This window comes from Sulfitobacter sp. SK025 (genome assembly GCF_003352105.1).
In the GTDB taxonomy this organism is placed as follows: Bacteria; Pseudomonadota; Alphaproteobacteria; order Rhodobacterales; family Rhodobacteraceae; genus Sulfitobacter; species Sulfitobacter pontiacus.
Map to the genome: position 1 here is coordinate 2,497,798 of NZ_CP025808.1, position 23,957 is coordinate 2,521,754.

The 23,957-nt window shown below is 56.4% G+C and carries 22 protein-coding genes, 2 tRNA genes, 1 pseudogene and 1 other annotated feature; of the genes and pseudogenes, 13 read left to right on the plus strand and 12 right to left on the minus strand.

What is annotated here, in order from left to right; genetic code table 11:
* Positions 1 to 5: 5 nt before the first annotated feature.
* Positions 6 to 1,829, minus strand: a complete 1,824-nt coding sequence (locus tag C1J04_RS12070; RefSeq protein ID WP_009824988.1) for an autotransporter assembly complex protein TamA — start codon at positions 1,827 to 1,829, stop codon at positions 6 to 8.
* 298 nt (positions 1,830 to 2,127) lie between these two features.
* Positions 2,128 to 4,902 (minus strand): aconitate hydratase AcnA, encoded by a 2,775-nt coding sequence (acnA, locus tag C1J04_RS12075; protein WP_005854263.1) that lies wholly within the window; start codon positions 4,900 to 4,902, stop codon positions 2,128 to 2,130.
* A gap of 234 nt (positions 4,903 to 5,136) precedes the next feature.
* Here acnA and C1J04_RS12080 point away from each other — a divergent pair, with 234 nt between their 5' ends.
* Positions 5,137 to 5,835 (plus strand): DUF1223 domain-containing protein, encoded by a 699-nt coding sequence (locus tag C1J04_RS12080; RefSeq protein ID WP_005854265.1) that lies wholly within the window; start codon positions 5,137 to 5,139, stop codon positions 5,833 to 5,835.
* Positions 5,836 to 5,863: 28 nt separating this feature from the next.
* On the opposite strand, the gene C1J04_RS12085 is transcribed toward C1J04_RS12080, so the two are convergent.
* The 3 genes from C1J04_RS12085 to purB all read right to left on the minus strand — a co-directional run bounded on the left by C1J04_RS12085 (position 5,864) and on the right by purB (position 8,889).
* Positions 5,864 to 6,766: a lysophospholipid acyltransferase family protein gene (locus C1J04_RS12085; protein WP_009824990.1), complete on the minus strand. Its 903-nt coding sequence runs from the start codon at positions 6,764 to 6,766 to the stop codon at positions 5,864 to 5,866.
* Between the two features lie 114 nt (positions 6,767 to 6,880).
* Positions 6,881 to 7,405: a tetratricopeptide repeat protein gene (locus C1J04_RS12090; RefSeq protein ID WP_009824991.1), complete on the minus strand. Its 525-nt coding sequence runs from the start codon at positions 7,403 to 7,405 to the stop codon at positions 6,881 to 6,883.
* Between the two features lie 179 nt (positions 7,406 to 7,584).
* A complete protein-coding gene (gene purB / locus C1J04_RS12095) occupies positions 7,585 to 8,889 on the minus strand; it encodes an adenylosuccinate lyase (RefSeq protein ID WP_005854277.1) in 1,305 nt (434 codons plus the stop codon).
* A gap of 254 nt (positions 8,890 to 9,143) precedes the next feature.
* Between purB and C1J04_RS12100 the strand changes: the two genes are divergently transcribed.
* On the plus strand, positions 9,144 to 10,292 hold the full coding sequence (locus C1J04_RS12100) for a trans-sulfuration enzyme family protein (protein ID WP_037953799.1): 1,149 nt from the start codon (positions 9,144 to 9,146) through the stop codon (positions 10,290 to 10,292).
* Positions 10,293 to 10,360: 68 nt separating this feature from the next.
* On the opposite strand, the gene C1J04_RS12105 is transcribed toward C1J04_RS12100, so the two are convergent.
* A tRNA-Leu gene (locus tag C1J04_RS12105) sits at positions 10,361 to 10,446 on the minus strand.
* Positions 10,447 to 10,620: 174 nt separating this feature from the next.
* Here C1J04_RS12105 and C1J04_RS12110 point away from each other — a divergent pair.
* The 5 genes and pseudogenes from C1J04_RS12110 (at position 10,621) to C1J04_RS12130 (ending at position 16,111) form a co-directional block, all read left to right on the plus strand.
* Entirely contained in the window at positions 10,621 to 11,292 is a 672-nt protein-coding gene (locus C1J04_RS12110; RefSeq protein WP_037953807.1) for a DsbA family oxidoreductase, read from the plus strand.
* Positions 11,293 to 11,328: 36 nt separating this feature from the next.
* Positions 11,329 to 11,985 (plus strand): lipoyl(octanoyl) transferase LipB, encoded by a 657-nt coding sequence (lipB, locus tag C1J04_RS12115; protein WP_009825000.1) that lies wholly within the window; start codon positions 11,329 to 11,331, stop codon positions 11,983 to 11,985.
* Between the two features lie 319 nt (positions 11,986 to 12,304).
* Entirely contained in the window at positions 12,305 to 13,978 is a 1,674-nt protein-coding gene (gene ctaD, locus C1J04_RS12120) for a cytochrome c oxidase subunit I (RefSeq protein ID WP_005854284.1), read from the plus strand.
* Between the two features lie 237 nt (positions 13,979 to 14,215).
* A tRNA-Gly gene (locus C1J04_RS12125) sits at positions 14,216 to 14,290 on the plus strand.
* Between the two features lie 297 nt (positions 14,291 to 14,587).
* Positions 14,588 to 16,111, plus strand: a pseudogene (locus C1J04_RS12130) (IS3 family transposase).
* Positions 14,965 to 15,071, plus strand: a sequence feature (AL1L pseudoknot). It overlaps the preceding pseudogene by 107 nt.
* 477 nt (positions 16,112 to 16,588) lie before the next feature.
* On the opposite strand, the gene C1J04_RS12140 reads toward C1J04_RS12130, so the two are convergent.
* Positions 16,589 to 17,314, minus strand: a complete 726-nt coding sequence (locus tag C1J04_RS12140; protein ID WP_009825005.1) for a hypothetical protein — start codon at positions 17,312 to 17,314, stop codon at positions 16,589 to 16,591.
* A gap of 252 nt (positions 17,315 to 17,566) precedes the next feature.
* Between C1J04_RS12140 and C1J04_RS12145 the strand changes: the two genes are divergently transcribed.
* Positions 17,567 to 18,511, plus strand: coding sequence for a response regulator (locus tag C1J04_RS12145; protein WP_037953811.1), 945 nt, complete (start codon positions 17,567 to 17,569; stop codon positions 18,509 to 18,511).
* A gap of 2 nt (positions 18,512 to 18,513) precedes the next feature.
* Here the strand turns inward: C1J04_RS12145 and C1J04_RS12150 are convergent, their stop codons facing one another.
* Both C1J04_RS12150 and C1J04_RS12155 read right to left on the minus strand, forming a co-directional pair.
* Positions 18,514 to 18,849, minus strand: a complete 336-nt coding sequence (locus C1J04_RS12150) for a hypothetical protein (protein ID WP_005854292.1) — start codon at positions 18,847 to 18,849, stop codon at positions 18,514 to 18,516.
* A complete protein-coding gene (locus C1J04_RS12155; RefSeq protein ID WP_005854294.1) occupies positions 18,846 to 19,085 on the minus strand; it encodes an Lrp/AsnC ligand binding domain-containing protein in 240 nt (79 codons plus the stop codon). Before C1J04_RS12155 ends, C1J04_RS12150 begins: the two co-directional genes overlap by 4 nt.
* A 150-nt stretch (positions 19,086 to 19,235) precedes the next feature.
* On the opposite strand from C1J04_RS12155, the gene hisB reads away from it, so the two are divergent.
* Together hisB and hisH are read left to right on the plus strand one after the other, a co-directional pair.
* Positions 19,236 to 19,823, plus strand: coding sequence for an imidazoleglycerol-phosphate dehydratase HisB (gene hisB, locus C1J04_RS12160; RefSeq protein WP_009825008.1), 588 nt, complete (start codon positions 19,236 to 19,238; stop codon positions 19,821 to 19,823).
* A gap of 2 nt (positions 19,824 to 19,825) precedes the next feature.
* On the plus strand, positions 19,826 to 20,464 hold the full coding sequence (gene hisH / locus C1J04_RS12165) for an imidazole glycerol phosphate synthase subunit HisH (RefSeq protein WP_009825009.1): 639 nt from the start codon (positions 19,826 to 19,828) through the stop codon (positions 20,462 to 20,464).
* A 15-nt stretch (positions 20,465 to 20,479) separates the two neighbouring features.
* On the opposite strand, the gene C1J04_RS12170 is transcribed toward hisH, so the two are convergent.
* Positions 20,480 to 20,872 (minus strand): DUF2147 domain-containing protein, encoded by a 393-nt coding sequence (locus C1J04_RS12170; protein ID WP_114865373.1) that lies wholly within the window; start codon positions 20,870 to 20,872, stop codon positions 20,480 to 20,482.
* A 130-nt stretch (positions 20,873 to 21,002) separates the two neighbouring features.
* Positions 21,003 to 21,392 carry a DUF2147 domain-containing protein gene (locus C1J04_RS12175; protein WP_074634550.1) on the minus strand — a complete coding sequence of 130 codons (390 nt, stop codon included), beginning with the start codon at positions 21,390 to 21,392 and terminating at the stop codon, positions 21,003 to 21,005.
* A 143-nt stretch (positions 21,393 to 21,535) separates the two neighbouring features.
* On the opposite strand from C1J04_RS12175, the gene hisA reads away from it, so the two are divergent.
* From hisA to C1J04_RS12190, 3 genes are all read left to right on the plus strand, one after another.
* Positions 21,536 to 22,252, plus strand: a complete 717-nt coding sequence (hisA, locus tag C1J04_RS12180; RefSeq protein WP_009825011.1) for a 1-(5-phosphoribosyl)-5-[(5-phosphoribosylamino)methylideneamino]imidazole-4-carboxamide isomerase — start codon at positions 21,536 to 21,538, stop codon at positions 22,250 to 22,252.
* A gap of 90 nt (positions 22,253 to 22,342) precedes the next feature.
* Positions 22,343 to 23,104 carry an imidazole glycerol phosphate synthase subunit HisF gene (gene hisF, locus C1J04_RS12185; protein WP_005854304.1) on the plus strand — a complete coding sequence of 254 codons (762 nt, stop codon included), beginning with the start codon at positions 22,343 to 22,345 and terminating at the stop codon, positions 23,102 to 23,104.
* The gene (locus C1J04_RS12190) at positions 23,101 to 23,406 is read left to right on the plus strand and encodes a phosphoribosyl-ATP diphosphatase (RefSeq protein ID WP_009825012.1); all 306 of its coding nucleotides are present in this window, start codon (positions 23,101 to 23,103) and stop codon (positions 23,404 to 23,406) included. The genes hisF and C1J04_RS12190 overlap by 4 nt, the downstream gene beginning before the upstream one ends.
* Positions 23,407 to 23,456: 50 nt before the next feature.
* Here C1J04_RS12190 and C1J04_RS12195 read toward each other — a convergent pair whose 3' ends face one another.
* On the minus strand, positions 23,457 to 23,924 hold the full coding sequence (locus tag C1J04_RS12195; protein ID WP_114865374.1) for a CoA-binding protein: 468 nt from the start codon (positions 23,922 to 23,924) through the stop codon (positions 23,457 to 23,459).
* Positions 23,925 to 23,957 lie beyond the last annotated feature (33 nt).

The window sequence follows — 23,957 nt, forward strand, 5'->3', positions numbered from 1 at the left end:
GTGGATCAAAACGATTGTCCAATACCGATATAAACTTGAAAATTCTCACCTGTTTCGGGGCCCGACACAGGCACCGCGAGGTCCACGCGGATGGGGCCGATGCCCGTGGCATAGCGCAGACCAAGACCCGCGCCTGACTGCCAAGTGCCTGACCCGTCGTAAAATTCCTCGGCACCGATGTAGCCCGCGTCGGCAAAGGCCACGACGCCGATCTTGTCGCGTACCTGCCAACGTGCCTCTGCGGACAGGCCAGCAAAGCTGCGACCGCCCACCGTATCGCCACTGGCCAGATCAACGCCAAGCGATTGGTAGGGTTGCCCGCGCACGGTGCCGCCGCCGCCGGAATAGAACAGATAGTCCGCGGGCGATTCAGCCAGCGTCGGGCCATAGACCGACCCAAGCTGTCCCCGCAGGGCAAAGGTGACGGGCCGCGTGGTGCCAAAGGTTTTATAGCCGCGCACGTCGATATAGGTGCGCACGCCGTTATCCGACCCCGACAGCGCCACAAAAGGCGTCACGCTGGCCTTGGCATAATAGCCGTCTTTCGCATCAAGCCGATTGTCGCGGTAATCATGTTCCGCGCTTAGGGGCAGCGTCAGCAAGGTATATTTGTTCTCGCCAAAAGCGTCGCGGGTTTCAGCCGTCCGCAAACCGACACCAAGCGTATAGGTCCGTTCCTCACTGGCGATGCGTTCGATCCCGGCCTCAAGGTCGAGCTGACGCGAGAAATAGTTCACCTCGTCAAGCTGTTCGATCTCGGCCAGCGCGTAGAAATTCGTGTCGGCGTTAAAGGTCGCAGGGCGCTCAAAACGTGTGCCAAGACGATAATCCGTGCCGCCGGAATTGCCGCCGATCCCCGACACCTCGCCCTCGATACGTAGGCTTTCGGCCCCGCCCAGCAGGTTACGGTGCAGCCAGTAGGTGCTGACGCTGAGCCCTTCAAGCGACGACAGTTCCCCGCCGAAACCAAAGCGTCGCTTGGGCGCGTCAGTGATCTGCGCTGTAATTGGCAGAACATCGGGCGCGGTGATCTGTTCGGCCTCGATCATCGCGACAGAGCTGAACGCGCCCGTGCGCCGCAACCGTGTGGCGGCCAGATCAAGTTGCTCTTGTGAATAGACCTCTCCGGTGGGCAGTCCGGCGATTTTGACGATCCGGCGCAGGCGCACATCGCTTTTTCCCTTTACCGTCAACTCTCCGAAACGCAGGCGCGGTCCTGGACGCAGACGCAGGGTTGCTGCCAGCGTGGCATCGGGCACACGGGCGGTCAGCTGCTGGTCGGCCAGCTCGGCTTTGGCGTGGCCCTGATCGCGCCAGCCTTCGATACCGGCGGCGACGGTCTCTTTCATGACGCCGAGACTTGCGGTTTCACCTGCGGCGAATTGTTCGGGCAGCTTGGTTTCGGGGGCGACTGGGGCGATTTCGGCCTTGTTAAAGCTGAACTTGCGACCGGTTTCGATGTTGATCACAGCGCGGTTGATCTGGCGCGGCGGGGCGACCGGCGCGATGGCAGAGGCGTCTACACCGTCGATGGTAATCTTGATGACCGCAGCAAAATACCCTTCGTCATAGAGCACGGCCAGAAGGCGGGCATAATCGGCCTGCGCGGCGGCCAAAAGCTCTTGCGTGGTGGGGTCTGCATCTTCGTCCGTTTGCTCGCGCAGAAGCGATCCGCCGAGCACCGTCTCGTATAGATCGGAGTCCTTATCGATGCCGGTGATGTCGAGCGTCGCCGCAAAACCCGCCGTGCATCCTCCCCAGACCAAAGCTGCCGCGGCCGTAGACGCCCGCAAGAACTTTGCAAAACTGTCTGATTGAAAATGCCCCATGCGGTGCTCCCTGTACTCATAGAACGACGTGCCGTTGGGTGAGACATAGAGCGCGCGACCGCAACGTCAGCAAACTTGTTTATTATTCCCTTGTGCATAGCGGAAACCGCCTGCCATCGGCAAACAGTCTGTTGGCCAAAATCGCGATTGTGAACCGCAAAACACATCCGGTTATGTCATTTTACGCAAGCAAGCGGAAGTTTGCCGTGAAAATGGGGGCGCGTATGCAAAACGCCCGCCAGGGGGAACCTGACGGGCGTTCTTTTCAAGGCCGTGCGAAACGGCCAGTGGCCGGTGGTTAGGCCGATTTCGCGAGGTTGCGCAGCACGTAGTGCAGAACGCCACCGTGTTCGATGTATTCAATCTCGATCGCGGTATCGATCCGGCATTTGATCATGATCTCTTTGACCGAGCCGTCTGCCATTGTGATCGTGCAGGGCACTTCTTGCAGCGGCTTGATGGTGTCCAGACCGCTGATCGAAACGGTTTCGTCACCGGTCAGGCCCAGGCTCTTGCGGGTGTCGCCATTGGTGAATTCGAACGGGATAACACCCATGCCAACCAGGTTGGAGCGGTGGATACGTTCAAAGTTCTCGGCGATGACCGCCTTGACGCCCAGCAACGCCGTGCCTTTGGCCGCCCAGTCACGGGACGAACCCGCGCCGTATTGTTCACCACCGAAGATGACCAGCGGCGTGCCGTTTTCCTGATGCGCCATAGCCGCGTCAAAGATCGAGGTCTGTTCGCCATCGGGGCCTTTGGTATAGCCGCCCTCAACACCGTCCAGCATTTCGTTCTTGATACGGATGTTGGCGAAAGTGCCGCGCATCATGACTTCGTGGTTACCACGACGGCTACCGTACGAGTTGAATTCACGCACAGGCACCTGACGTTCCACCAGATACTGACCCGCTGGCGTGGTTTCCTTGAAGGAACCGGCAGGCGAGATGTGGTCGGTTGTGATCATGTCACCCAGAACGGCAAGCACTTTGGCGTTCTCGATGTTGGTGATCACACCCGGCTCTGGCGACATGCCCTGGAAGTAGGGCGGGTTCTGCACATAGGTCGAGGTTGGTGGCCAGTCATAGGTCTTGGCGTCGGTGGTTTCGACGGACTGCCACTTTTCATCGCCCTTGAAGACGTCGGCATATTTTTCCTGGAAGGCTTCGCGGGTCACGGTCTGCTCGACCAGATCAGCGACTTCCTTGGATGTTGGCCAGATGTCTTTCAGATAGACGTCGTTGCCGTCCTTGTCCTGACCCAGCGGGCTGTTGGCCAGATCGACGTTCATGTCACCGACCAGCGCGTATGCCACGACCAGGGGAGGCGACGCCAGATAGTTGGCGCGCACATCAGGCGAAATCCGCCCTTCAAAGTTCCGGTTACCCGAGAGGATTGATGTCCCGATCAGGTCGTAGTCGTTGATCGCCTTGCTGATCGGTGCTTCGAGCGGGCCGGAGTTACCGATACAGGTGGTGCAGCCATAACCGACGAGGTTGAAGCCGATGGCGTCCAGATCCTCTTGCAGGTTTGCGGCCTCAAGATAGGCGGACACAACCTGGCTACCGGGCGCGAGCGACGTCTTGACCCAAGGCTTGCGTGTCAAGCCCAAGGCACGGGCTTTACGCGCCACAAGCCCCGCACCGATCATCACGTAGGGGTTGGATGTGTTGGTGCACGATGTGATCGACGCAATGACAATGGACCCGTCATGCAGCTGGTAATTGCCATCTTCGGTCTGGACGTAGCCACGCTTGTGGTTGCCCTCGTCGCCGGGGATGTCTTGAGGCTCGGGCTGGCCGCCCTCACCTTCCCAACGGACTTCGGCGTTGGCTGTGGTGTCTTTACCTTCGCGCACGCCTTTGACGTATTCAGCAAATGCAGTGTGTGCCGAGGTCAGTGCGATGTAGTCTTGTGGACGCTTCGGACCCGAGATCGCAGGTACGATGGTGCCCATGTCGAGCGACAGCGTGTCGGTGTAAACCGGCGCATAATCATCGCCGCGCCACATGCCGTTTTCCTTGGCATAGGCCTCGACCAGCGCGATGCGGTCTTCATCACGGCCGGTGGTGCGCATGTAACGCAGGGTTTCGGCGTCGATCGGGAAGAAGCCACAGGTCGCACCGTATTCGGGGGCCATGTTGGCGATTGTCGCGCGGTCCGCCAGAGGCAGGCTATCAAGGCCGGCACCGTAGAATTCAACGAATTTGCCAACCACGCCCTTCTCGCGCAGCATTTCGACCACTTTCAGAACCAGATCGGTCCCGGTGGTGCCTTCCATCATGGCACCGGTCAGTTCAAAGCCGATCACCTCGGGGATCAACATCGAAATCGGCTGACCCAGCATCGCGGCTTCGGCCTCGATCCCGCCAACGCCCCAGCCCAGAACGGCCATGCCGTTTACCATTGTAGTGTGGCTGTCGGTCCCGACGAGCGTGTCAGGATATGCGACTTCGACGCCGTCCTGATCCTTGTCGGTCCAGACGGTCTGCGCCAGATATTCAAGGTTCACCTGGTGGCAGATGCCGGTGCCGGGGGGCACAACGCGGAAGTTGTTAAACGCCTTCTGGCCCCATTTCAGGAAGGTGTAGCGTTCGATGTTGCGCTCGTATTCGCGGTCAACGTTCATCTGGAACGCGCGCGGGTTGCCAAATTCGTCGATCATGACAGAGTGGTCGATGACAAGATCAACAGGGTTCAGCGGGTTAATCTTGTCGGCATCGCCACCCAAGGCAACCAGCCCGTCGCGCATCGCCGCAAGGTCGACAACTGCGGGAACGCCGGTGAAATCCTGCATCAACACGCGTGCGGGACGGTAAGCGATCTCGCGCGGGTTCTGGCCGCCCTTGGCACCCCATTCGGCGAAGGCCTTGATGTCATCGACGGTGACAGTTTTGCCATCTTCGAAACGCAGCATGTTCTCGAGCACCACCTTAAGCGCGGCTGGCAAGTTGGAGAAATCACCCAGACCGGCTTCCTGCGCTGCAGGAATCGAATAATAAGCGATGGATTGGCTGCCCGAAGATAGAGTTTTGCGGGTTTTGGCGGTGTCCTGGCCAACGAAGATGGTCATGGATGGCTCCCTTTATGGGTTAAAAAAGGTCGGTGACTTGGGGCCTAAATGCCTTATTGCGCGGGTCGTTTCAACTGCAAACACGCGCTTCCGGCGCTTTTGTATACCGTTGTGTACTGGATTGAGGCATTTCATACGCAATCCCGTGACGTTACAGCGCCTCAACAAAGGTTGAGTGGTAATTACAACGGGTGCAGTCTACGAATTGTGCATCCAAACCGAAAGTACCCTGCGATGCCCCGCCTGTTTACGTCCCTGATCGCCGCTGGCCTGCTGTCCATAGCGCCCGCCTTTGCTCAGGATCGCCCCGTTGTCGTCGAACTCTATACCTCGCAAGGGTGCTCTTCCTGCCCTCCGGCTGACGAGATGTTTGCCGAGCTGTCCAAACGGGACGACGTGATCGCGCTGGCGCTGCATGTGGATTATTGGGACTATATCGGCTGGCAAGACCCCTTTGGTGCGCCTGCGCACGCCAAACGCCAGCGCGCCTATGCGCTGACTGGTGGGCGGACGTCGATTTACACGCCCGAGATGATCGTCAACGGCCAGTCCGATGTGGTCGGTGCCAAACCCATGAAGCTGATGGAGGCGATCAACAAGCACAAAGAAGACGCCCCGCAGGTCGACCTATCTATCGCGCGCGACGGGGAGACCCTGCGCATCAACGCGCATACCGTATCGGGTGCCGCCGGACCGTTTGACGTGCACATGTTGCGCTATCATCCGATGGCGGTCACGCAGGTCAAACGCGGAGAAAACGCGGGCCACACGTTCGAAAATTATAACATCGTCGAAGGCTGGCAGACGGTTGACCAGTGGGACGGGCAAGCGCCGCTATCGCTCTCTGCCGCCATCACCGGCGATATGCCGGTGGTTGTGCTGGTGCAGCGCAGCAACGCGGGGCCGATCGTGGCAGCGGCGCGGATCAAGTAGTCGCTCAAAACACCTAGATGTTTAGGCATTAATTGTCGTGGATACGCCAGCGACGATGGACCCAGAACCATTGCTCGGGATCCGTTTTGACCCGTGCGGTAAGACTGTCATTCAACGCCTGCGTCATCGTGACAGCATCGCTGTGTGGCACAGGTGCCTCCAGCACCGTGTCGAATGACACCCCATCAGCTTGTCGAATGCCGTAGAACGGGATCAACAGCGCGTCATAGCGCAATGCCAGCTCGGCGGCAGAAAGCGCTGTATTGGCAGGTTGCCCCAAGAAATCGAGCGCCGGCGCGCCAAAGACGTGTTGATCAAACAGCAATACCAGCTGCCCGCCCTCTTTTAGATGCCGTACGAAACCCGCCGTGCCGCGTCGGCCTTGCGGGAAGACAGGGCCGCCGAAAGCCTCCATCGTTTGGACATAATGCGCGTTGAAATAGGGGTTCTTCATGTTGCGGTAGAGCCCGCCAATGTCATAGCCCCGCGCCACAAGGCAGGCACGCATCGCTTCGTAGTTGCCATAGTGGCCCGTCACCAGAATGACCGGCTTGCCTTGTTCTGCCGCTTTTTCCAGCGCCGCGACGCCTGCGCCGGTCGGCGTATTCTTTGCCATACGCTTGGGGAAGTCGCGCGCCGAATAGTTTTCTATAAAGCTGCGCCCCACGTTGTTAAGGCACTTTGAAGCAATTTCTGCGCGCCGTTCTTGCGGCATCTGCGGCCAGATCATCGCGAGATTTTCAAGCGCCCGCGCCCGATATCCCGCGACCGGACCGATCACATGTTGAACAACCCAGCCGACGAAGGCTATGCGCGCTTTATACGGCAGCAACAAAGCCAGCCGAATAAGGCCAACGATAAAGGCATTGGTCAGGTAGTGCCCTGCACGTCGGCTAAATCGAACGTTCTTGGGATATTTGGGACTGGCCATGCGCATCTGCCTGCAAGGAAAAGCGCCCCTAAGGGGCGGGGCCTGCCGTTCATACCGCGCAGGGCCCCGCGCAACAAGCGTGTTTCACCCAGGCGGCAATACGCCACCGAATGGTTAATAGCTAAACGTCTGACCGGTTGCGATCGCTGTCCGCAAGGAGGTTTCGGCCCATGTCCCTGCCCCGCCATGCGCACGAATGGCACGAAGTTCGGCCAAAGCTTCGGGGATGTCGCCCTGTTCTACCAGAGCTTGCCCGCGATAGGACCGCGCGAGAACATTCGCAGGGTTGGCTGCCAGCGCACGCGCATAGAACGCCATTCCGCCAGCTTGGTCGCCCATTTTGCGCGTCGTGAACCCCATGTAGGTCAAGCGACGATCGTCGTGCTCAGGCATAGCGGCAAGTACGATCTGCGCAGCCGAATATTCCCCAGCATAGGCCAGTTCACGAACAGCTTGATAAAGGTCATCCGGTGTTAGCCGGCTATCCTTTGCATCGATACAGGTCTTTGACTTCTTGTCATACACCTGCCCGCCTTCGCATTTCACAACGGGCTTCGGTGGGGACGTATCATTGGAGCCAGCGGCAAAGGCCGCGAAAGGCATAGCCAATGACAGGATGGACGCAAACACAACACGCATACTCAAACACTCCTGAACTAAATACACGGCTGATGTTAGACGATCCGCGCCATAGATAAAGCATTAGGTTCCAGCCTAACGTCACGATATGGCGCGAGATAGGGCATTAATACGCAGCTTTTGAATCAAAAAGGCTGCACCGCCGTCAAGCGATGCAGCCCTGAATGCCTGCGCGTGTATCAGTCCTTGAAGACGCGCTTAAAGATCGTATCAACATGTTTGGTATGGTAACCTAGATCGAATTTTTCTTCGATCTCTTCTGCACTTAGTGCGGCCAGAACCTCTTCGTCAGCCAGCAGCTCGGTCTTGAAATCCTTGCCGTCTTCCCAGACCTTCATGGCGTTGCGCTGAACCAGCTTGTAGCTGTCTTCGCGGCTCACGCCGGCCTGCGTGAGCGCGAGCAAAACACGTTGCGACATCACAAGACCGCTAAACTTGTTCATATTTGCCAGCATGTTGTCAGGATAAATTAGCATATTGTCGATGACGCCGGTCAAACGGTGCAGCGCGAAGTCAAGGGTGATGGTGGTGTCGGGGCCGATCGCACGCTCCACGCTCGAGTGGGAGATATCGCGTTCATGCCACATGGTGACGTTTTCCATCGCTGGAATCACAGCCATGCGAATTGTACGGGCCAGCCCGGTCAGGTTCTCGGTCAGCACAGGGTTTTTTTTGTGCGGCATCGCCGAAGACCCCTTCTGACCCGCCGAGAAAAACTCAGCCCCTTCCAAGACTTCGGTCCGTTGCATGTGCCGCACTTCGGTCGCAACGTTCTCGATAGAGCTGGCGATCACACCAAGCGCTGCGAAGAATGCAGCATGACGGTCACGGGGGATGATCTGCGTGCTCACGGGTTCGGGCGACAGGCCCAGCTTTTCGCAGACATGTTCCTCGACCCGCGGATCGATATTCGCAAATGTCCCCACAGCGCCGGAAATCGCACCCGTAGCAATCTCGGAGCGTGCTGTTTTCAGCCGCGTCAGGTTGCGGTCCATCTCTGCATAAAAGCGCGCAAAGGTAAGGCCCATCGTTGTGGGTTCAGCGTGGATCCCGTGGCTGCGCCCGACGCGTACAGTATTTTTATGTTCCATGGCACGGCGTTTCAGCGCGGCCAGCAGCAAACCCATGTCTTCGATCAGAATATCAGCTGCGCGGGTTAATTGCACGTTAAAGCAGGTGTCCAATACGTCAGAAGAGGTCATCCCCTGGTGCACAAAGCGCGCCTCGTCGCTGCCCACATGTTCGGCCAAATGGGTCAAAAAAGCGATAACGTCATGTTTTGTAACGGCTTCAATCTCGTCAATTCGCGCGACATCGAACTCGACATCTTTGGCCTTCCAAACCGCCTCCGCATTCTCGCGCGGGATCACCCCAAGGTCGGCCATGGCGTCACAGGCATGCGCCTCGATCTCGTACCAGATGCGGAACTTGGTTTCGGGGGACCAGATCGCAACCATCTCGGGGCGGGAATAACGGGGAATCATGTGGTGATACCTTTGTTTTGGGGTGTTTTGATGTACGCGCGGGATAGACCGCGGGGGGGTAAAGAACAAGTCTGAACCCTTGTGCCACCAAGGCAGGGATGTTTGCTGCCTCGCCCATAGGCGCCTCCGGCGGGAGTTTATGGGGCAAAATGAAGGAGAGCTGGGTTTGTCCCATTCTGGTCTGGCAGTTTACCTTCGGACAGGCAAAGGTGCCGCAAACTGAATATATTACGCCATTAGGGAATCGCTAAGAAATGTCTGATACGTCTCGCTTAAGCCCCGCTACGATTGCTGCCCAAGCAGCGGGAGCGGTTGATGCGCAAACCGGCGGGGTGGTCCCGGCTCTGCCTATGGCCACGACCTATCTGCGGGATGAAGCATACCAACCGCTGCGTGCAGACAACATCTATGTGCGCGATCAGAGCGATATTGTACGTGTTGCAGAAAAAGTGCTCTCTCAACTGGAGGGGGCGAAAGAATCGCTGCTGTTCCCGTCAGGCATGGCAGCGCTTGCCGCCGTCTTCCGTACCGTCCCAAATGGCGGGCGCGTGCTGGTGCAAAGCCAGATTTACTGGGGCACCACCAAGTGGATCCGGGATTTCTGCACCCGGCGTGACATTGAGCTGCGAGAGGTCGAAGCCTCTGACAAGGCGGCGTTTGCCGCCGCCTGCGAGAGCTTTAGACCAACCTTGGCGCTCATCGAAACGCCATCAAACCCGTGGCTTCGCGTGGCCGATATCCAAGCTGCGGCTGATGCGGTGCATAGCGCGGGTGGGTTGCTCGTGGTGGATAGCACGGCCGCGACGCCGATTCTGCAACAGCCGCTTAAACACGGTGCCGACGTTGTAATGCATTCTGCCACAAAGGGCATTAATGGACATTCGGACGTATTGGCGGGCGTTCTGGCGACCAATGACGTCACGGGCCGCGTGTGGGAAGATATCAAAGCGGACCGGCATGATGCAGGCGCGGTTGTCGGCCCGTTTGAAGCATGGTTGCTGGTCCGCGGGATGCGCACCCTGCCCCTGCGCGCCAAGCAAATGTCGTGCAACGCCATGGAATTGGCAGAGTTTTTGCAAAATCACCCGAAAATCGAAGAGGTTCTCTATCCGGGCCTTGCCTCACATACAGGCCACCAATTGGCGACGCGGCAAATGTCAGGAGGATTTGGATCGCTTTTGTCGTGCATTGTAAAGGGTGGCGGCGCAGCGGCGCTGGAGGTTGTCGGCAAGCTGGAAGTTTTTCATCGCGCAACGTCTTTGGGCGGGGTCGAAAGCCTTGTCGAACACCGCCACACTATCGAACCCCACACCGGGATTCCCGAAGGGTTGCTGCGTTTATCGGTGGGGATTGAAGATATCGAAGATCTAAAACGCGACTTGAGCCAAGCGCTTGATGCATAAAGATACTTCGGGGCGCTCGCGCCCCGGGACCCCATGTCTTTCGAAGATGATTTGAAGGATACAACCAGTGGTGCGGTCGGAGAGACTCGAACTCTCACGGGTGTTACCCCACAGCGACCTCAACGCTGCGCGTCTACCATTCCGCCACGACCGCACGCCATGGTTGGTGAGGGTCGTTTAGACAAACTCTTTCACAAAGTGAAGAGCAAAATTGCGCCAGATTAAGTCCTTGTTCAGATTCGTGTGATTTATCATTCAATCGGGCGGGGTGGCTTGAAAAACAGTGCGAAGACGTAAACTTAAAGGAGGATATGAATCGAGGAACAATATGACCCAAGCGCCCATAGATCCCCCTGCCCTGCAGATCGACATCGTTTCTGACGTAATGTGCCCATGGTGTATTGTCGGGTACCGCCAGCTAGAGCAGGCGTTAGCCGCCTTGAACATCGGCGCGTTCATCCGATGGCACCCTTTCGAGCTTAACCCCCAAATGGGCCCCGAAGGACAGAACCTGACCGAACATATTGCCGAAAAATATGGTGCATCGCCTGAGCAATCGGCGCAAAACCGTGCGCATCTTGTGCAGCTTGGCACCGAACTTGGAATCGACTTCAATTTCAACGCCGAAAGCCGCATCGTCAACAGCTTTGCTGCGCACCAACTGCTAGATTGGGCTCAGGATCAGAACCTGCAGCACCCTCTTAAGCTTGCTTTGTTTGAGGCACATTTTACGAAGGGATTGGATGTTTCAGACCAAAGTGTTCTTGTTGATGTCGCTGCAGATGTCGGATTGGATCGTAGTTCTGCGCAGGACGTTCTCGACAGCGGCAGCCATGTAGAACGTGTTCGCGAACGCCAGTCGGTTTGGACATCGCAGGGAATTTCTGGCGTGCCTTCAATGATCTTTGCGGGAAAATACCTTGTGACCGGTGCGCAGGGTGTCGATAATTATGTGCAAATTATCCAAAAAGTAATTCAAGAGGTAAGCGCCGCGGAATGATCGTCTTGTTATCCTCGGCTCAATGGTGCGCACAGAATGGTTGAATGGATCACCTCCAAGGGCCTTGTCGATTACCGGGAAGCCGAAGCATGGATGGAGGAACGCGCGTCCCTTATCGCCGCGGGGAATGCCGATGAATGCGTCTGGCTTGTAGAGCATGCTCCGCTATATTCTGCCGGCACCTCAGCAAAATCGGAAGATTTGACTGACCCCAAGCGGTTTCCGGTATATGAAACGCGCCGCGGCGGACAATACACATACCATGGGCCGGGGCAGCGGGTTGTTTATGTGATGCTGGACGTCGGTAAACGGGGCCGGGACGTCAGACGTTTTGTTCAAGACCTTGAACATTGGGTGATCGGGACCCTTGCAAGCTTTACCATCAAAGGCGAGATCAAGGAGGGGCGCGTCGGCGTCTGGGTGGAACGTCCCGAGAAACCGCTCGCGGCAGATGGCGGTATTCGCGAAGATAAAATCGCGGCGATCGGTATCCGGCTTCGAAAATGGGTCAGCTTTCACGGAATCAGCATAAATGTTGATCCAAATCTTGAGCATTTTTCCGGGATCGTCCCCTGTGGGATCCAAGAACATGGCGTTACGTCTTTAGTAGACCTTGGCCTGCCAGTTACGATGGAAGACGTTGATATCGCCCTGAAAGCGCAGTTCGACACGGTTTTCCCTCCGCTGTCTTAGTACGCGCCCAAAGACGGATAATGTACCTCGCCGCTCAAACGTTTCACTGCGCTCGTGCTATTTCCGCCGCGGCTTTACGGTTTCTTCATCGCTAGAGGCGTATGTCATCCAGCATGATGAGCACTTCTGACACCTCCTACCCCCGTCACTACAAGGCTGTGCGCCTCCGACACAGTTTGATAAATGATCTGTCTTTTTTCGTGCCCTGCGTCAAAGGCGGCCATTGCCCATATTGGCAAGCCGCACTAGAACGAACCTTAATTCAATGCGCGCCCCCTGTCGGGGTGTGAGTTGACAACCCAATCTCAGGAGGCACCGCATGGCAGACGCAGCCATTCACGGGCAAGACCATCACGACGAGCGCGGATTTTTCACGCGCTGGTTCATGTCCACAAACCACAAAGACATCGGGCTATTGTACCTGATTGTTTCGGCCCTCGTTGGCTTCATCTCTGTATGTTTCACCATATATATGCGTTTGGAGCTTATGCACCCAGGCGTGCAATATATGTGTATGGAAGGCGCGCGGTTTATCGCTGATAGCGCAGCGACCTGTACGCCAAACGGCCACCTTTGGAACGTTCTGATCACCGCGCACGGCATCTTGATGATGTTCTTCGTGGTTATTCCCGCTTTGTTCGGTGGTTTCGGTAACTATTTGATGCCATTGCAAATTGGCGCGCCTGACATGGCGTTCCCGCGGATGAACAACCTCTCTTTCTGGCTATATGTCGGCGGCACAACGCTTGCAGTCTGCTCCGTGCTGACACCCGGCGGCAGCGGCCAGCTTGGGTCAGGTGTGGGCTGGGTTCTCTATCCGCCGCTCTCTGTTCGTGAAGGCGGCATGTCGATGGATTTCGCGATTTTCGCTGTGCACGTATCCGGCGCGTCGTCGATCCTGGGTGCGATCAACATGATCACAACATTCCTCAACATGCGCGCCCCTGGCATGACGTTGTTCAAAGTGCCGCTGTTCAGCTGGTCCATCTTTGTTACAAGCTGGTTGATCCTTCTGTCCCTGCCCGTTTTGGCCGGTGCCATCACCATGCTTTTGATGGATCGCAACTTCGGATTCGCATTCTTTGACCCAGCAGGCGGTGGTGATCCGGTTCTGTATCAGCACATTCTGTGGTTTTTTGGTCACCCCGAAGTGTATATCATTATTCTTCCAGGCTTCGGCATCATCAGCCACGTCATCGCGACCTTCAGCCGCAAACCTATCTTCGGGTATCTTCCGATGGTTTGGGCGATCATCGCGATTGGCGCATTGGGCTTCGTCGTTTGGGCGCACCACATGTACACCGTTGGTATGTCTCTGAACCAACAAGCTTACTTCATGTTGGCCACCATGGTTATCGCGGTGCCGACGGGCGTTAAGGTATTCAGCTGGATTGCGACCATGTGGGGTGGTTCGGTTGAATTCAAAACACCTATGCTGTGGGCCTTCGGCTTCCTGTTTCTTTTCACCGTTGGCGGTGTGACAGGTATCGTTCTCTCGCAGGCAGCTGTGGACCGCTACTACCACGACACATACTATGTGGTTGCGCACTTCCACTATGTGATGAGCCTTGGTGCCGTCTTCGCGATCTTCGCCGGTATCTATTTCTACCTGCCGAAGTTCACGGGCCGCATGTATCCTGAATGGGCTGGCAAGCTGCACTTCTGGGCGATGTTCATTGGCGCGAACCTGACGTTCTTCCCACAGCACTTCCTGGGCCGTCAGGGCATGCCACGTCGCTATATCGATTACCCTGATGCTTTTGCATATTGGAACCTGTGGTCGTCGATCGGCGCGTTCCTCAGCTTTGCTTCCTTTATCTTCTTCTTCGGTGTTATGTTCTACACGTTGACACGTGGAGCCCGCAGCCCAGCTGCGAACCCTTGGAACGAATATGCGGACACTCTGGAATGGACGCTGGCAAGCCCCCCACCAGAGCATACGTTCGAAATTCTTCCCAAGCAGGAAGAATGGGACAAACAGCCTAGCCACTAAGCTAGCACAACATTGAAATGAGAGGCTCCAACGGCGGTTGGGGCCTTTTTTCGTTCTACACCGACACTCGGTACAGTTTCATAAAGACGAATGTTTATCGGCGGTTAGCCGAAATTTTACCAAGTCCCCCAGTAAAATAAGGGCTTCCCAAAATTGTCTGAAATTAATTTCGAAAAATGTTATTTTTCCTCTTGCGGCTCACCGCTGCTATGGGTATTCCACGCCCTACCAGAGGATGCGGGCGTAGCTCAGGGGTAGAGCATAACCTTGCCAAGGTTAGGGTCGGGCGTTCGAATCGCCTCGCCCGCTCCAACTGGTTCTCTGCTTACCCAGCAGGACAGCAAGGCCACCTTCGGGTGGCCTTTTGCTGTTCTGGGCCCCTAAAACTTTGAAGCTGATCACAGGCCTACAAAGAGCCAGCACACTTACCAGTTCGGACAACGGTCCGTTCATTGATGCCCAGTCTAGCACTATGATCAGGGATGAAGCAGGCACGGCTACGGCGCATAATATACTGTCGCCACAATGATACGCCCAAGCGGCACGTGACAATGCTTTGAATCGCCCCGAGTTTGTCGGAGACCATCAACTTAAGTAAGGATGATGGTTATGATAAAAAGCAAAATGGCAAATCGCTACTCGCCAGAAGTCCGCGCGCGTGCGGTCCGGATGGTCTTCGAGCATCAAGGCTCATACGAAACGCAGGCGGGCGCGATTGCGGCCATTGCATCCCGTTGACCGGCAGTGGTTTGCCCGCAAACCACGAGAGGGGAAGATCGGCTGTATTCCCCAGACCTTGAGCGGATGGGTCAAGCAGGCCGAGAAGGACAGCGGCATGCGTGATGGCGTGACAACCGAGGAACGCGACCGGATCAAGACTCTCGAACGAGAGAACAAGGAATTGCGTCAGGCCAACGAGATACTGCGTAAGGCGTCAGCTTATTTTGCGCCCCCCCCCTCGCGCATGTTTACATGCGCTGCCGGGCAGCGGGACGGAACTCGACCGCCCACTGAAGCGATGATCGCCTTCATTGAGGATCAGCGCATTGTTTACGGCGTCGAGTCGATCTGCAGGGTGCTGCCGATCGCACCGTCCATTGCCCGGCAGGCGATTGCAAAGCAATCTGCCGAGAGGGAACTTACTATCACCAACTTGCGTGCCGAGCGGACCCTTCCAAAGCTTCTGCACGGCATCAGCGTGACACAGAGCTATGCCCCGAGATCAAACGGGTCTGGGACGAAAACTATCAGGTCTACGGAGTTCGCAAGGCGCGGCACCAGCTGAAGCGCGAGGGCTTTTCGCTGGCGCGCTGCACGGTGGAGCGTCTGATGAAGCAGATCGGCATACGTGGGGCCGTGCGTGGAAAGGCAATGAAGACAACGATTCCTGACACATCAGCACCCTGTCCGCGTGACAAGGTGAACCGCACCTTTCGGGCACCAGCGCCGAACCTGCTGTGGGTCAGCGATTTTACCTACGTGTCGACCACTGCCCGGCAGTGCATTGCGGAGCAATGTCACGAGAGGGGTGGCAGGGCTTTGTCTATGTGGCCTTCGTCATCGATACGTTCGCTGATCGCATCGTGGGCCCCCTCTCGGCAGATTTGGCGATGCCAAATCGCCTGCCGGTCAACGGGACGGGTCTCGCGGTCCGCCAAAACGGACTTTGTTCTCCCCTATCGTGCATTGCTGCGCAATACCCTGCCGGGCAATGGATGCCTTGGAGCAAGCCCTGCACGATCGACGGCCCGTCCAGAAAAGTGGACTGGTTCACCATTCGGATCGCCCCTCTCGGGAAATTGTTGCACAATGCCCTGCCGGGCAGTGGGCGGTCAATATTTGTCCATTCGTTACACCGAGCGTTTGGCTGAGGCTGGCATCGAACCGTCGGTCGGCAGTGTCGGGGATTCCTATGATAACGCCCTCGCTGAGACAATTAACGGTCTCTACAAAACCGAACTGGTCCATCGCCAAGGACCGTGGCGCAACATGCAGGACCTGGAAATGGCGACACTCGGCTGGGTCGATTGGTTTAATCACCGGCGCTTGCTCGGCCCTATCGGAAACATACCGCCAGCAGAGGCTGAACAGAACTTCTATGCACAGCGCGACGTGCTCGATATGGTCGCGTAAAATGAAGCTACAGGTCTCCGGTAAAACCGGGGCGATTCACCTGTCACCGCTGAATGCCCTCACTCTGTGGCGTACAAGGGTTCCCTAGGCCTCTCTCTGAGGGCGGCAGCACAACAGGCCCGATACCCCTCCCCCGTTGCTACGAGAGCACCTGAGGCGTCTCAGGCCAGTACCAACGAAGCTGGGACAAGTGGATATTCGCGAGGCGCTACGCGCTCTGCCTGTCCTTGTGGATCATCGCTGAGGAGTTGGATCATACGCCCCAGGCGCGTGCCTCAGAGCCAAACACAGAGCATGTTTCAATATGGCACCCAATGCGTGATTACCGACGCCTGGCGTCAGTCAAATACTGCCGGGATCAAAAGAAAAAAGCGGGCGCTGAAAGCACCCGCCTGCCTCGGCATATACCCGTTCGAATGATGGCACTATGAACACGGCCCTCATACGGCAAACGCCGGTGACGCAATTATTGTCTGCTTAGAGAAGAGATATCGTCGATCGTGCTGATAGTGTTTCACGTTCCATCTGTTCGATGGCGCGAATGTGCCACTCCAAACCGGTTTGACCTTGATCGGCTGCTTCGGCCAAGTTGTTCTGCGCCAGCTTCGCCTGGTCGGCCGACAGAACCAACGCCTCGGCGACCTCTGCGCGGCTGGTGCGTATATCGGCAAGCTGCGCGTCATAAGCATGCTCCGAAATCGCCCCTGAGGCCTTGAGCTGATTCAACGTCGCCACATCTTCTTGCTGCTGTGCGAGCATCTGGGGAAGATGTGTCGTGATATCATCCAGCTGGTCATTGGACTTGCGGATACTGCGCACAAGATTGTTGGCGGAAACCAGCTCCATCCGTTGGGCGACTTCTCGTTTTCCAGCGAGATTCCCGCTCACCGCACCAACAACGCCACCGGCCGCAGCGGCTCGCAGGCAGCCCGAGGCATCGGATGCGGCAAGCACCGAGATACCGCAGCCCACCGCGGCACCAACCGCGGCATGCTTGATTGTGGAGTTGCGGACAATATCGCGCATCAACGCGTCAAGCGCGGCGGTTTGCTCCACCATACCGGCGTCGTTCTCACGGTTTTCCTTGAAGCTTAGCGTGCCGGACGAAGGGCCGAATTGCGCAGCGCGATCGGCAGTGGGCGCAGCACATCCTGAAACAAGAACGGCAGCGGCGAGGGAAATCGTTAGAACAGTGGTTTTCATTACATGGATCCGTTGAGCTAGGCGTATTCGCGACTAATAGACGCAAATTATGCCGATTTTACGGCATCTGCGCCATGAAGTTTTCCGACGTTAACGTTTATCTATTCACCTTCGTGCCACAAATGCCCATAGTTCCCGCACAGGGTGAATTTTTTAAAAAGTCATATTGTTGCCGGTTTTGTTCACTATCGTTTAGGGAGTTCGACATAGGTTGCCTCGGAGCCCCGAAGCAAATCTTGGAAGGAGACCACATTGAAAATTCTAGCAGTCGACGATGATCCATTCATTCTAGAACTCCTTCCCGCGATGTTTGAACAGGCAGACCTGAACGATCTGCACACGGCCCCTTCGGGTCCGGCTGCTCTCGACATGATCAAAGCTCAGAAGGTGCCATTCGATTGCTTGCTGCTGGACGTCGATATGCCGGAAATGGACGGGATCGAGCTTTGCCGAAGAATTCGCACTGTCCCCGGGTATGAGGACAAACCGGTTTTGATGCTGACGGCGAAGACAGATTCGATCTCTATCGAGAAAGCGTTTGCCGCCGGTGCGAATGACTACATCGCCAAGCCATTTAACCTGAAGGACATCTACAACCGCATTCGCGTGGCCGAACGTCTTTTGGTGTCATCCAAGACCATCAAACGCATCGACGCGAGCGACCTGTCCAAAGAAGGCACACAGGTAGCTGAAGATATCACACTGGCCGACAAGGTCTTTTTGGCGAATGTCGGCAGGCTGATCCTGTCATTCTCCCTTGGGAACTACATTACGCAGCTCGATCGGAGCGAACTGGACAACTATCAGGTTTTCGGCGTGTCGATTGATGATGCGGAACGTATTTTCGAGGAAACGTCACAACAGGGGTTCCTTCATATCCTCACCAGCGTGGCAGAAACCCTGACCGACCTTATCACCTGCCCCCATCTTCTTATGTCCTACGAAGGCAACGGTGCCTTCCTGTGTATTACGCGCGACCCGAACCTGCCCGAATGGGACCGGATGGAGGCTGGGCTACAGGCCAAGCTGGATGCGCTGAACTTGCTAAGCGATGATCTGAAGCAAGAGAGCATCAGCCTGTCAGTCGGCACGCCCATAGCACCGAATGCGAACCGGACCCAACGGGTGAAAAAGACCTTCGAACGGGCGCTATCGCGCGCTGAAATGCGCTATGCGAGCAAATGCGCCGCCGCCTGATCCTAGTTGATCGGGAATTGCACCAGACACTGCGCCGCATGTTTGCGGTAATCCTCTAGCGTCTGATCGATCGAGCGGCGGTCGCGCATTTTGCCCATGGCCGATTTTTTTTGCGCCCGCGTGCCACTCACATGGCGTTCTAGGATCAGGACCGTCACGCCCAGCATGATGGTCTTTTCATCCTCACCGATCATGTCCGCACGCGCCAAGGTCACCGCCGTATAGGCGATCATATTGGCGCAGCGCAGCGCCGCGGCCTCTTCCCCTTCATAGGTTAGCGCATGCGCTGGCCCCCAAAGAACTGATCCGCAAAGAAGCGCAGAAAGCAGGAGCCTCAAAACGCTTTGAACGTCATCGTTGTAAGCGAACGTTCAATCCCTTCGATGTCCAGAAGGTTATCGTTGATGTAAACGCCAATATCTTTTCCCGAAGGAATATAAAGCTTCATCAAAAGATCGTAATCACCAGAGGTTGAATACAACTCGGAGTGTATTTCCCGCAGCGCGACCTCTTCGGCAACGCGATACGTACTGCCGGGCCGGCACCGGATCTGGATAAAAACGCAGGTAGACATGGACAGGCCTTAGGCTGGTTACAACACGTCCAAGCTGACATAAGGGGGCAACAGCCGCAATCGCTGATTGGGACCGATTGGCATCGAAACGCTTTGTCTTGGCGCGACGGCCTGCCCTGCTATAAGAGCCCGAAAGACGGAGATATTCACATGCGCCAGACCACCATCAATCGCTCGACCGCAGAGACCGAGATCAGCGTCGAAATCAACCTCGACGGGACAGGGTCCTACGCCAACCACACGGGTATCGGGTTCTTCGATCACATGCTGGATCAACTGGCGCGTCATTCGCTGATCGATATGAAAATCAGCGCAAACGGCGATCTTCACATTGATGACCACCACACTGTCGAGGACGTAGGCATCACACTTGGCCAAGCGCTAAGCACGGCATTGGGCGACAAACGCGGCATTCGCCGCTACGGCGCGTGCCTGCTCCCAATGGACGATGCCTTGGTGCGTACCGCGCTTGATCTGTCGGCGCGGCCCTTCTTGATCTGGAATGTGGACCTGCCGACCGCAAAAATCGGGAACTTCGATTGCGAATTGGTACGGGAGTTTTTCCAGGCGCTTAGCACGCATGGCGGGATCACCTTGCACATTGATATGCTGCATGGCCTGAACAGCCACCACATCGCCGAGGCCGTCTTTAAATCTGTCGCCCGCGCCCTGCGCGAAGCTGTAGAAACCGACCCTCGGAAATCTTCTGATATCCCCTCGACCAAGGGTGCGCTGTAACGATGTTAACTGCGATTATCGATTACGAATCGGGCAACCTTCATTCGGCGCATAAGGCGTTCGAACGGATGGCGCGTGAGTGTAATGCTGGTGAAGTAGTGGTCACCGCTGACGCCGATGTCGTGGCGCGCGCCGACCGCCTTGTCCTGCCCGGCGACGGCGCATTCCCCTCCTGCATGGCCGCGCTGAAAGGCCAAAGCGGCATCTATGCCGCAATGGTTGAATCCGCCGTCGACAAGGGCCGCCCCTTCCTCGGGATCTGTGTGGGCATGCAGTTGATGGCATCCATGGGGCGCGAGTATGAATACACAGCAGGCCTGGGCTGGATCAGTGGCGAAGTGACCAAGATCACGCCACGCGACCCATCCCTAAAAGTACCGCATATGGGATGGAACGACCTTGTCATAGACCACCCTCACCCCGTTTTCGACGGAATCGAAACCGGGGATCACACGTATTTTGTCCATAGTTACCATATGGATGTACAGGACGATGCCGAGCGGTTGGCGCATGTCGATTATGCTGGTGACGTCACCGCTGTTATCGGCCGTGACACCATGATCGGCATGCAATTCCACCCGGAAAAAAGCCAGACAACCGGCCTTCGTATGATTGCGAACTTTCTGAACTGGCGCCCCTGAACCGGGCACCGCCTTCTACCGAAGGCGGGTCCAGATCATTTCGTCGCAAGCATTTCCTGTGCAGGTCTGTAACCGCATCGCATTGCCGTCGACCAACATCTTCGCCTTATGTTTTTTTGACGCAGAAGGCTCCAGCAACGTGCCGACATAGCTCCCGTCAGGTTGCGGCTTCATATCCCAGAAGACCCGTTTGCCAACCGCTGTAGAGCGCTTGTCATATCCACGCCGATCCTTGGCACGCTCGACGGTGCCGCATAGCGCAGGCCCGCAGGGTTTCGCGCGTACGTGAACAACCAATCCGTTAACATCCGGCGCAGATTTCCAGATACCTTCAACTACATCAGCAAATACAGTCGTCGAAGAAGCTGCAAAAATAGCAGCATAGAAAATATATTTTGTTAAAAACATCGTATCACTCCCCCAAGCGACACATGCCTTACAGCTTTTTAGCAACGCACCAAAAAACCAAGGCGCGGGCATAGTCTACACCCGCGTCCCGATTCGCGCAAATCCCACTCATTTGGGATGGAAATGAAGGTTACTGGACCCGCTGCCAGTCCTGCTTTGAACACAGCAACCCGCCCGCGACACAGCCCGACAGTTTCAGGCTGTTACCGGCGACGCTCATCTTGCCGATGTAGATTTTGTTGTTTGAAGGTCGCCAAACCTTACCTGCATATTTTCCGCTCCCGTCAGGTTTCATGTCGATGACCAACTGCTTTCCGATATTTTCGGACTTATATTCGCCCGACGCGTTGAACGTCCGCTGAATCGTACCGCAGATCGCCCCACCACAGGGGGTCATTTTGACATGCGCATAAGCCCCGTCATCCGGTTGCGTTTTCCAAACGCCAACCGCCGGGTCAGCAGCCATAGCTGTTCCTGCAAAACCAATGCCAACGATGGCCGCAATAATCGTTCTTTTCATGATATATCCTCCCGATATGCCCTCAAATTGAAGCCAATACGACGATTCAGGCAAGCTTGACGTAGGGGACACCTCTGCCGCGTTGCAAAAACCCGCCCGCCGTGGCAATTGAAACCAACTCCCCCAATGCCAAGGGCAACACTATGATCCTCTACCCCGCTATTGACCTTAAAGACGGCCAAGCCGTTCGTCTTGTGCACGGCGACATGGAAAAATCCACTGTTTTCAACGATGACCCCGCGGCGCAGGCCCGTGAGTTTGTGGATGCGGGCTGCACTTGGCTTCATTTGGTGGACTTGAACGGTGCCTTCGCAGGGACGCCGGTCAATGCCGCCCCGGTGGAAGCGATTTTGAAGTCTTGCGACGTCCCCGCCCAGTTGGGAGGCGGCATTCGCGATATGGCGACGATCGAAGCTTGGCTGGACAAGGGTCTGGCACGCGTCATTCTGGGCACTGTCGCGGTCGAAAATCCCGCTTTGGTGCGTGAAGCAGCGCGTGCTTTTCCTGGCAAGGTCGCGGTCGGCATTGACGCCAGAAATGGTCGCGTGGCAACCAAGGGATGGGCTGAGGAAACCGACGTAATGGTTACAGATCTCGCTAAATCTTTCGAAGATGCAGGTGTCGCGGCGCTGATCTACACCGATATCATGCGAGATGGGGCCATGGGCGGTCCAAACATTGAAGCCACCGCCGCTTTGGCGCGTGCCGTGAATATTCCTGTCATCGCCTCCGGGGGCGTCAGCTCCCTTGCTGACCTTGAGGCGCTGAAAAAAACTGGCGTGATATCCGGTGCCATTTCCGGCCGGGCGCTTTATGATGGCGCGATCGACCTGAGCGAAGCTTTGAAGGCCCTCGCCTGAGTTTCCAAATGGTTTCAAATCCTCGGGTGGTTTGGAGGGCAGACAGCCCTCCAACGGTTTTTTCCGCTGCCCCGTCGCGAGAAAGAAGACATGCTTAAGACCCGTATTATTCCTTGCCTCGATGTCGCCGATGGTCGCGTTGTCAAAGGCGTTAATTTTGTTGGCTTGCGCGATGCCGGTGACCCGGTTGACGCAGCGATCGCATATGACGCTGCAGGGGCGGACGAGCTTTGTTTTCTTGATATCCACGCCACACACGAAAACCGTGGTACCATGTTCGACCTGGTCACACGCACAGCCGAACACTGCTATATCCCGCTTACTGTTGGTGGCGGTGTACGCACTGTTGCAGATGTTCGCGCCCTGCTTTTGGCTGGCGCCGACAAGGTCAGCTTTAACTCTGCCGCGGTAGCTAATCCGGACATTATTGCGCAGGCAGCAGACCAATTCGGCAGCCAGTGCATCGTCTGTGCCATCGATGCGAAAACCGTCGCCCCCGGAAGGTGGGAGATTTTTACCCATGGTGGCCGCAAACCTACGGGCATTGATGCAGTCGAATTCGCAAAGACGGTCACAGAGAAAGGCGCAGGAGAGATTCTGCTTACCTCCATGGATCGTGACGGTACCAAACAAGGGTTTAACATTCCGCTAACGCGCGCGATTTCCGACGCGGTTTCTGTGCCTGTCATCGCCTCTGGCGGTGTCGGAACGCTGGATCATCTTGTCGATGGCGTCGTTCAGGGCGGCGCTTCAGCGGTGCTCGCAGCCTCGATCTTTCACTTCGGCGAATTTACGGTCGCTCAGGCGAAACAACACATGGCTGATGCCGGTATCCCAATGAGGCTCTCATGACGCTCGACGATCTATTTGTAACAATCCAATCAAGAAAAACTGCCGATCCATCAAGCAGTTGGACGGCGCAGCTTTTGGCAAAAGGCCCCGAGAAATGCGCCGAAAAATTCGGTGAAGAAGCGGTCGAAGCGATCATCGAGGCCGTGAAGGACGATAAAGCTGGTCTGACATCGGAAGCCGCAGATGTGCTGTACCACCTGCTTGTCATGCTCGCGTCCCGCGACGTCGCGCTGTCAGATGTACTGGATGAACTGAGCCGCCGACAGGCGCAAAGCGGCCTCGCTGAAAAAGCCGCCCGCTAACACGGGGCACGTTTACCACAATATTTTTTGTAACGCGTAGAAAACTGGGGTCAAAGCTTGCTGGAGATTATTCCCGTTGCAAAGCCTCCCATGCGCAATTCGCCGAAAAGGCGCTGATATTCAATCTTCGGGCATCTGTTTTGAATAACGGTCAAGCCCTTTGCTTCCGCTTTTGCGGCAGCTTCAGGATGCTGCACCCCGATTTGCATCCAGATCGTCGCCAGATCAGGAAACACCTGTAGTGCCTCGTCAACGATTTCTGGCACAGTCTCTGACCGTCTAAAAATATCGACCATGTCAACGCCACCTTCGATGTCTGACAGCTGCGAAACCACCGTTACCCCCAATAGTGTCTTCCCCGCATGCGCCGGATTTACCGGAACAATATCGTACCCCTTGGCCTTCAAATATCGCGCGACATAATAGCTTGGCCGAACCGGGTTCAACGAAGCCCCCACGACCGCGATACGCTTCGTCTGCGTCAGAATATTTTTCAATTGGGTATCGGTGTAGGTCATGCTTCTTACTAAACCTCTAACGGTTTAAAAAAA

What these genes read in the sequence shown, in the direction of transcription:
- C1J04_RS12170 (WP_114865373.1), bottom strand. Translation starts at nt 20,872, where the DNA reads ATGTTTTTAACAAAATATATTTTCTATGCTGCTATTTTTGCAGCTTCT.
- acnA (WP_005854263.1), bottom strand. Translation starts at nt 4,902, where the DNA reads ATGACCATCTTCGTTGGCCAGGACACCGCCAAAACCCGCAAAACTCTA.
- hisB (WP_009825008.1), top strand. Translation starts at nt 19,236, where the DNA reads ATGCGCCAGACCACCATCAATCGCTCGACCGCAGAGACCGAGATCAGC.
- hisA (WP_009825011.1), top strand. Translation starts at nt 21,536, where the DNA reads ATGATCCTCTACCCCGCTATTGACCTTAAAGACGGCCAAGCCGTTCGT.
- C1J04_RS12080 (WP_005854265.1), top strand. Translation starts at nt 5,137, where the DNA reads ATGCCCCGCCTGTTTACGTCCCTGATCGCCGCTGGCCTGCTGTCCATA.
- purB (WP_005854277.1), bottom strand. Translation starts at nt 8,889, where the DNA reads ATGATTCCCCGTTATTCCCGCCCCGAGATGGTTGCGATCTGGTCCCCC.
- C1J04_RS12175 (WP_074634550.1), bottom strand. Translation starts at nt 21,392, where the DNA reads ATGAAAAGAACGATTATTGCGGCCATCGTTGGCATTGGTTTTGCAGGA.
- C1J04_RS12090 (WP_009824991.1), bottom strand. Translation starts at nt 7,405, where the DNA reads ATGCGTGTTGTGTTTGCGTCCATCCTGTCATTGGCTATGCCTTTCGCG.
- C1J04_RS12100 (WP_037953799.1), top strand. Translation starts at nt 9,144, where the DNA reads ATGTCTGATACGTCTCGCTTAAGCCCCGCTACGATTGCTGCCCAAGCA.
- C1J04_RS12085 (WP_009824990.1), bottom strand. Translation starts at nt 6,766, where the DNA reads ATGGCCAGTCCCAAATATCCCAAGAACGTTCGATTTAGCCGACGTGCA.
- C1J04_RS12195 (WP_114865374.1), bottom strand. Translation starts at nt 23,924, where the DNA reads ATGACCTACACCGATACCCAATTGAAAAATATTCTGACGCAGACGAAG.
- C1J04_RS12140 (WP_009825005.1), bottom strand. Translation starts at nt 17,314, where the DNA reads ATGAAAACCACTGTTCTAACGATTTCCCTCGCCGCTGCCGTTCTTGTT.
- C1J04_RS12070 (WP_009824988.1), bottom strand. Translation starts at nt 1,829, where the DNA reads ATGGGGCATTTTCAATCAGACAGTTTTGCAAAGTTCTTGCGGGCGTCT.
- hisH (WP_009825009.1), top strand. Translation starts at nt 19,826, where the DNA reads ATGTTAACTGCGATTATCGATTACGAATCGGGCAACCTTCATTCGGCG.
- C1J04_RS12110 (WP_037953807.1), top strand. Translation starts at nt 10,621, where the DNA reads ATGACCCAAGCGCCCATAGATCCCCCTGCCCTGCAGATCGACATCGTT.
- ctaD (WP_005854284.1), top strand. Translation starts at nt 12,305, where the DNA reads ATGGCAGACGCAGCCATTCACGGGCAAGACCATCACGACGAGCGCGGA.
- C1J04_RS12190 (WP_009825012.1), top strand. Translation starts at nt 23,101, where the DNA reads ATGACGCTCGACGATCTATTTGTAACAATCCAATCAAGAAAAACTGCC.
- lipB (WP_009825000.1), top strand. Translation starts at nt 11,329, where the DNA reads ATGGTTGAATGGATCACCTCCAAGGGCCTTGTCGATTACCGGGAAGCC.
- C1J04_RS12155 (WP_005854294.1), bottom strand. Translation starts at nt 19,085, where the DNA reads ATGTCTACCTGCGTTTTTATCCAGATCCGGTGCCGGCCCGGCAGTACG.
- hisF (WP_005854304.1), top strand. Translation starts at nt 22,343, where the DNA reads ATGCTTAAGACCCGTATTATTCCTTGCCTCGATGTCGCCGATGGTCGC.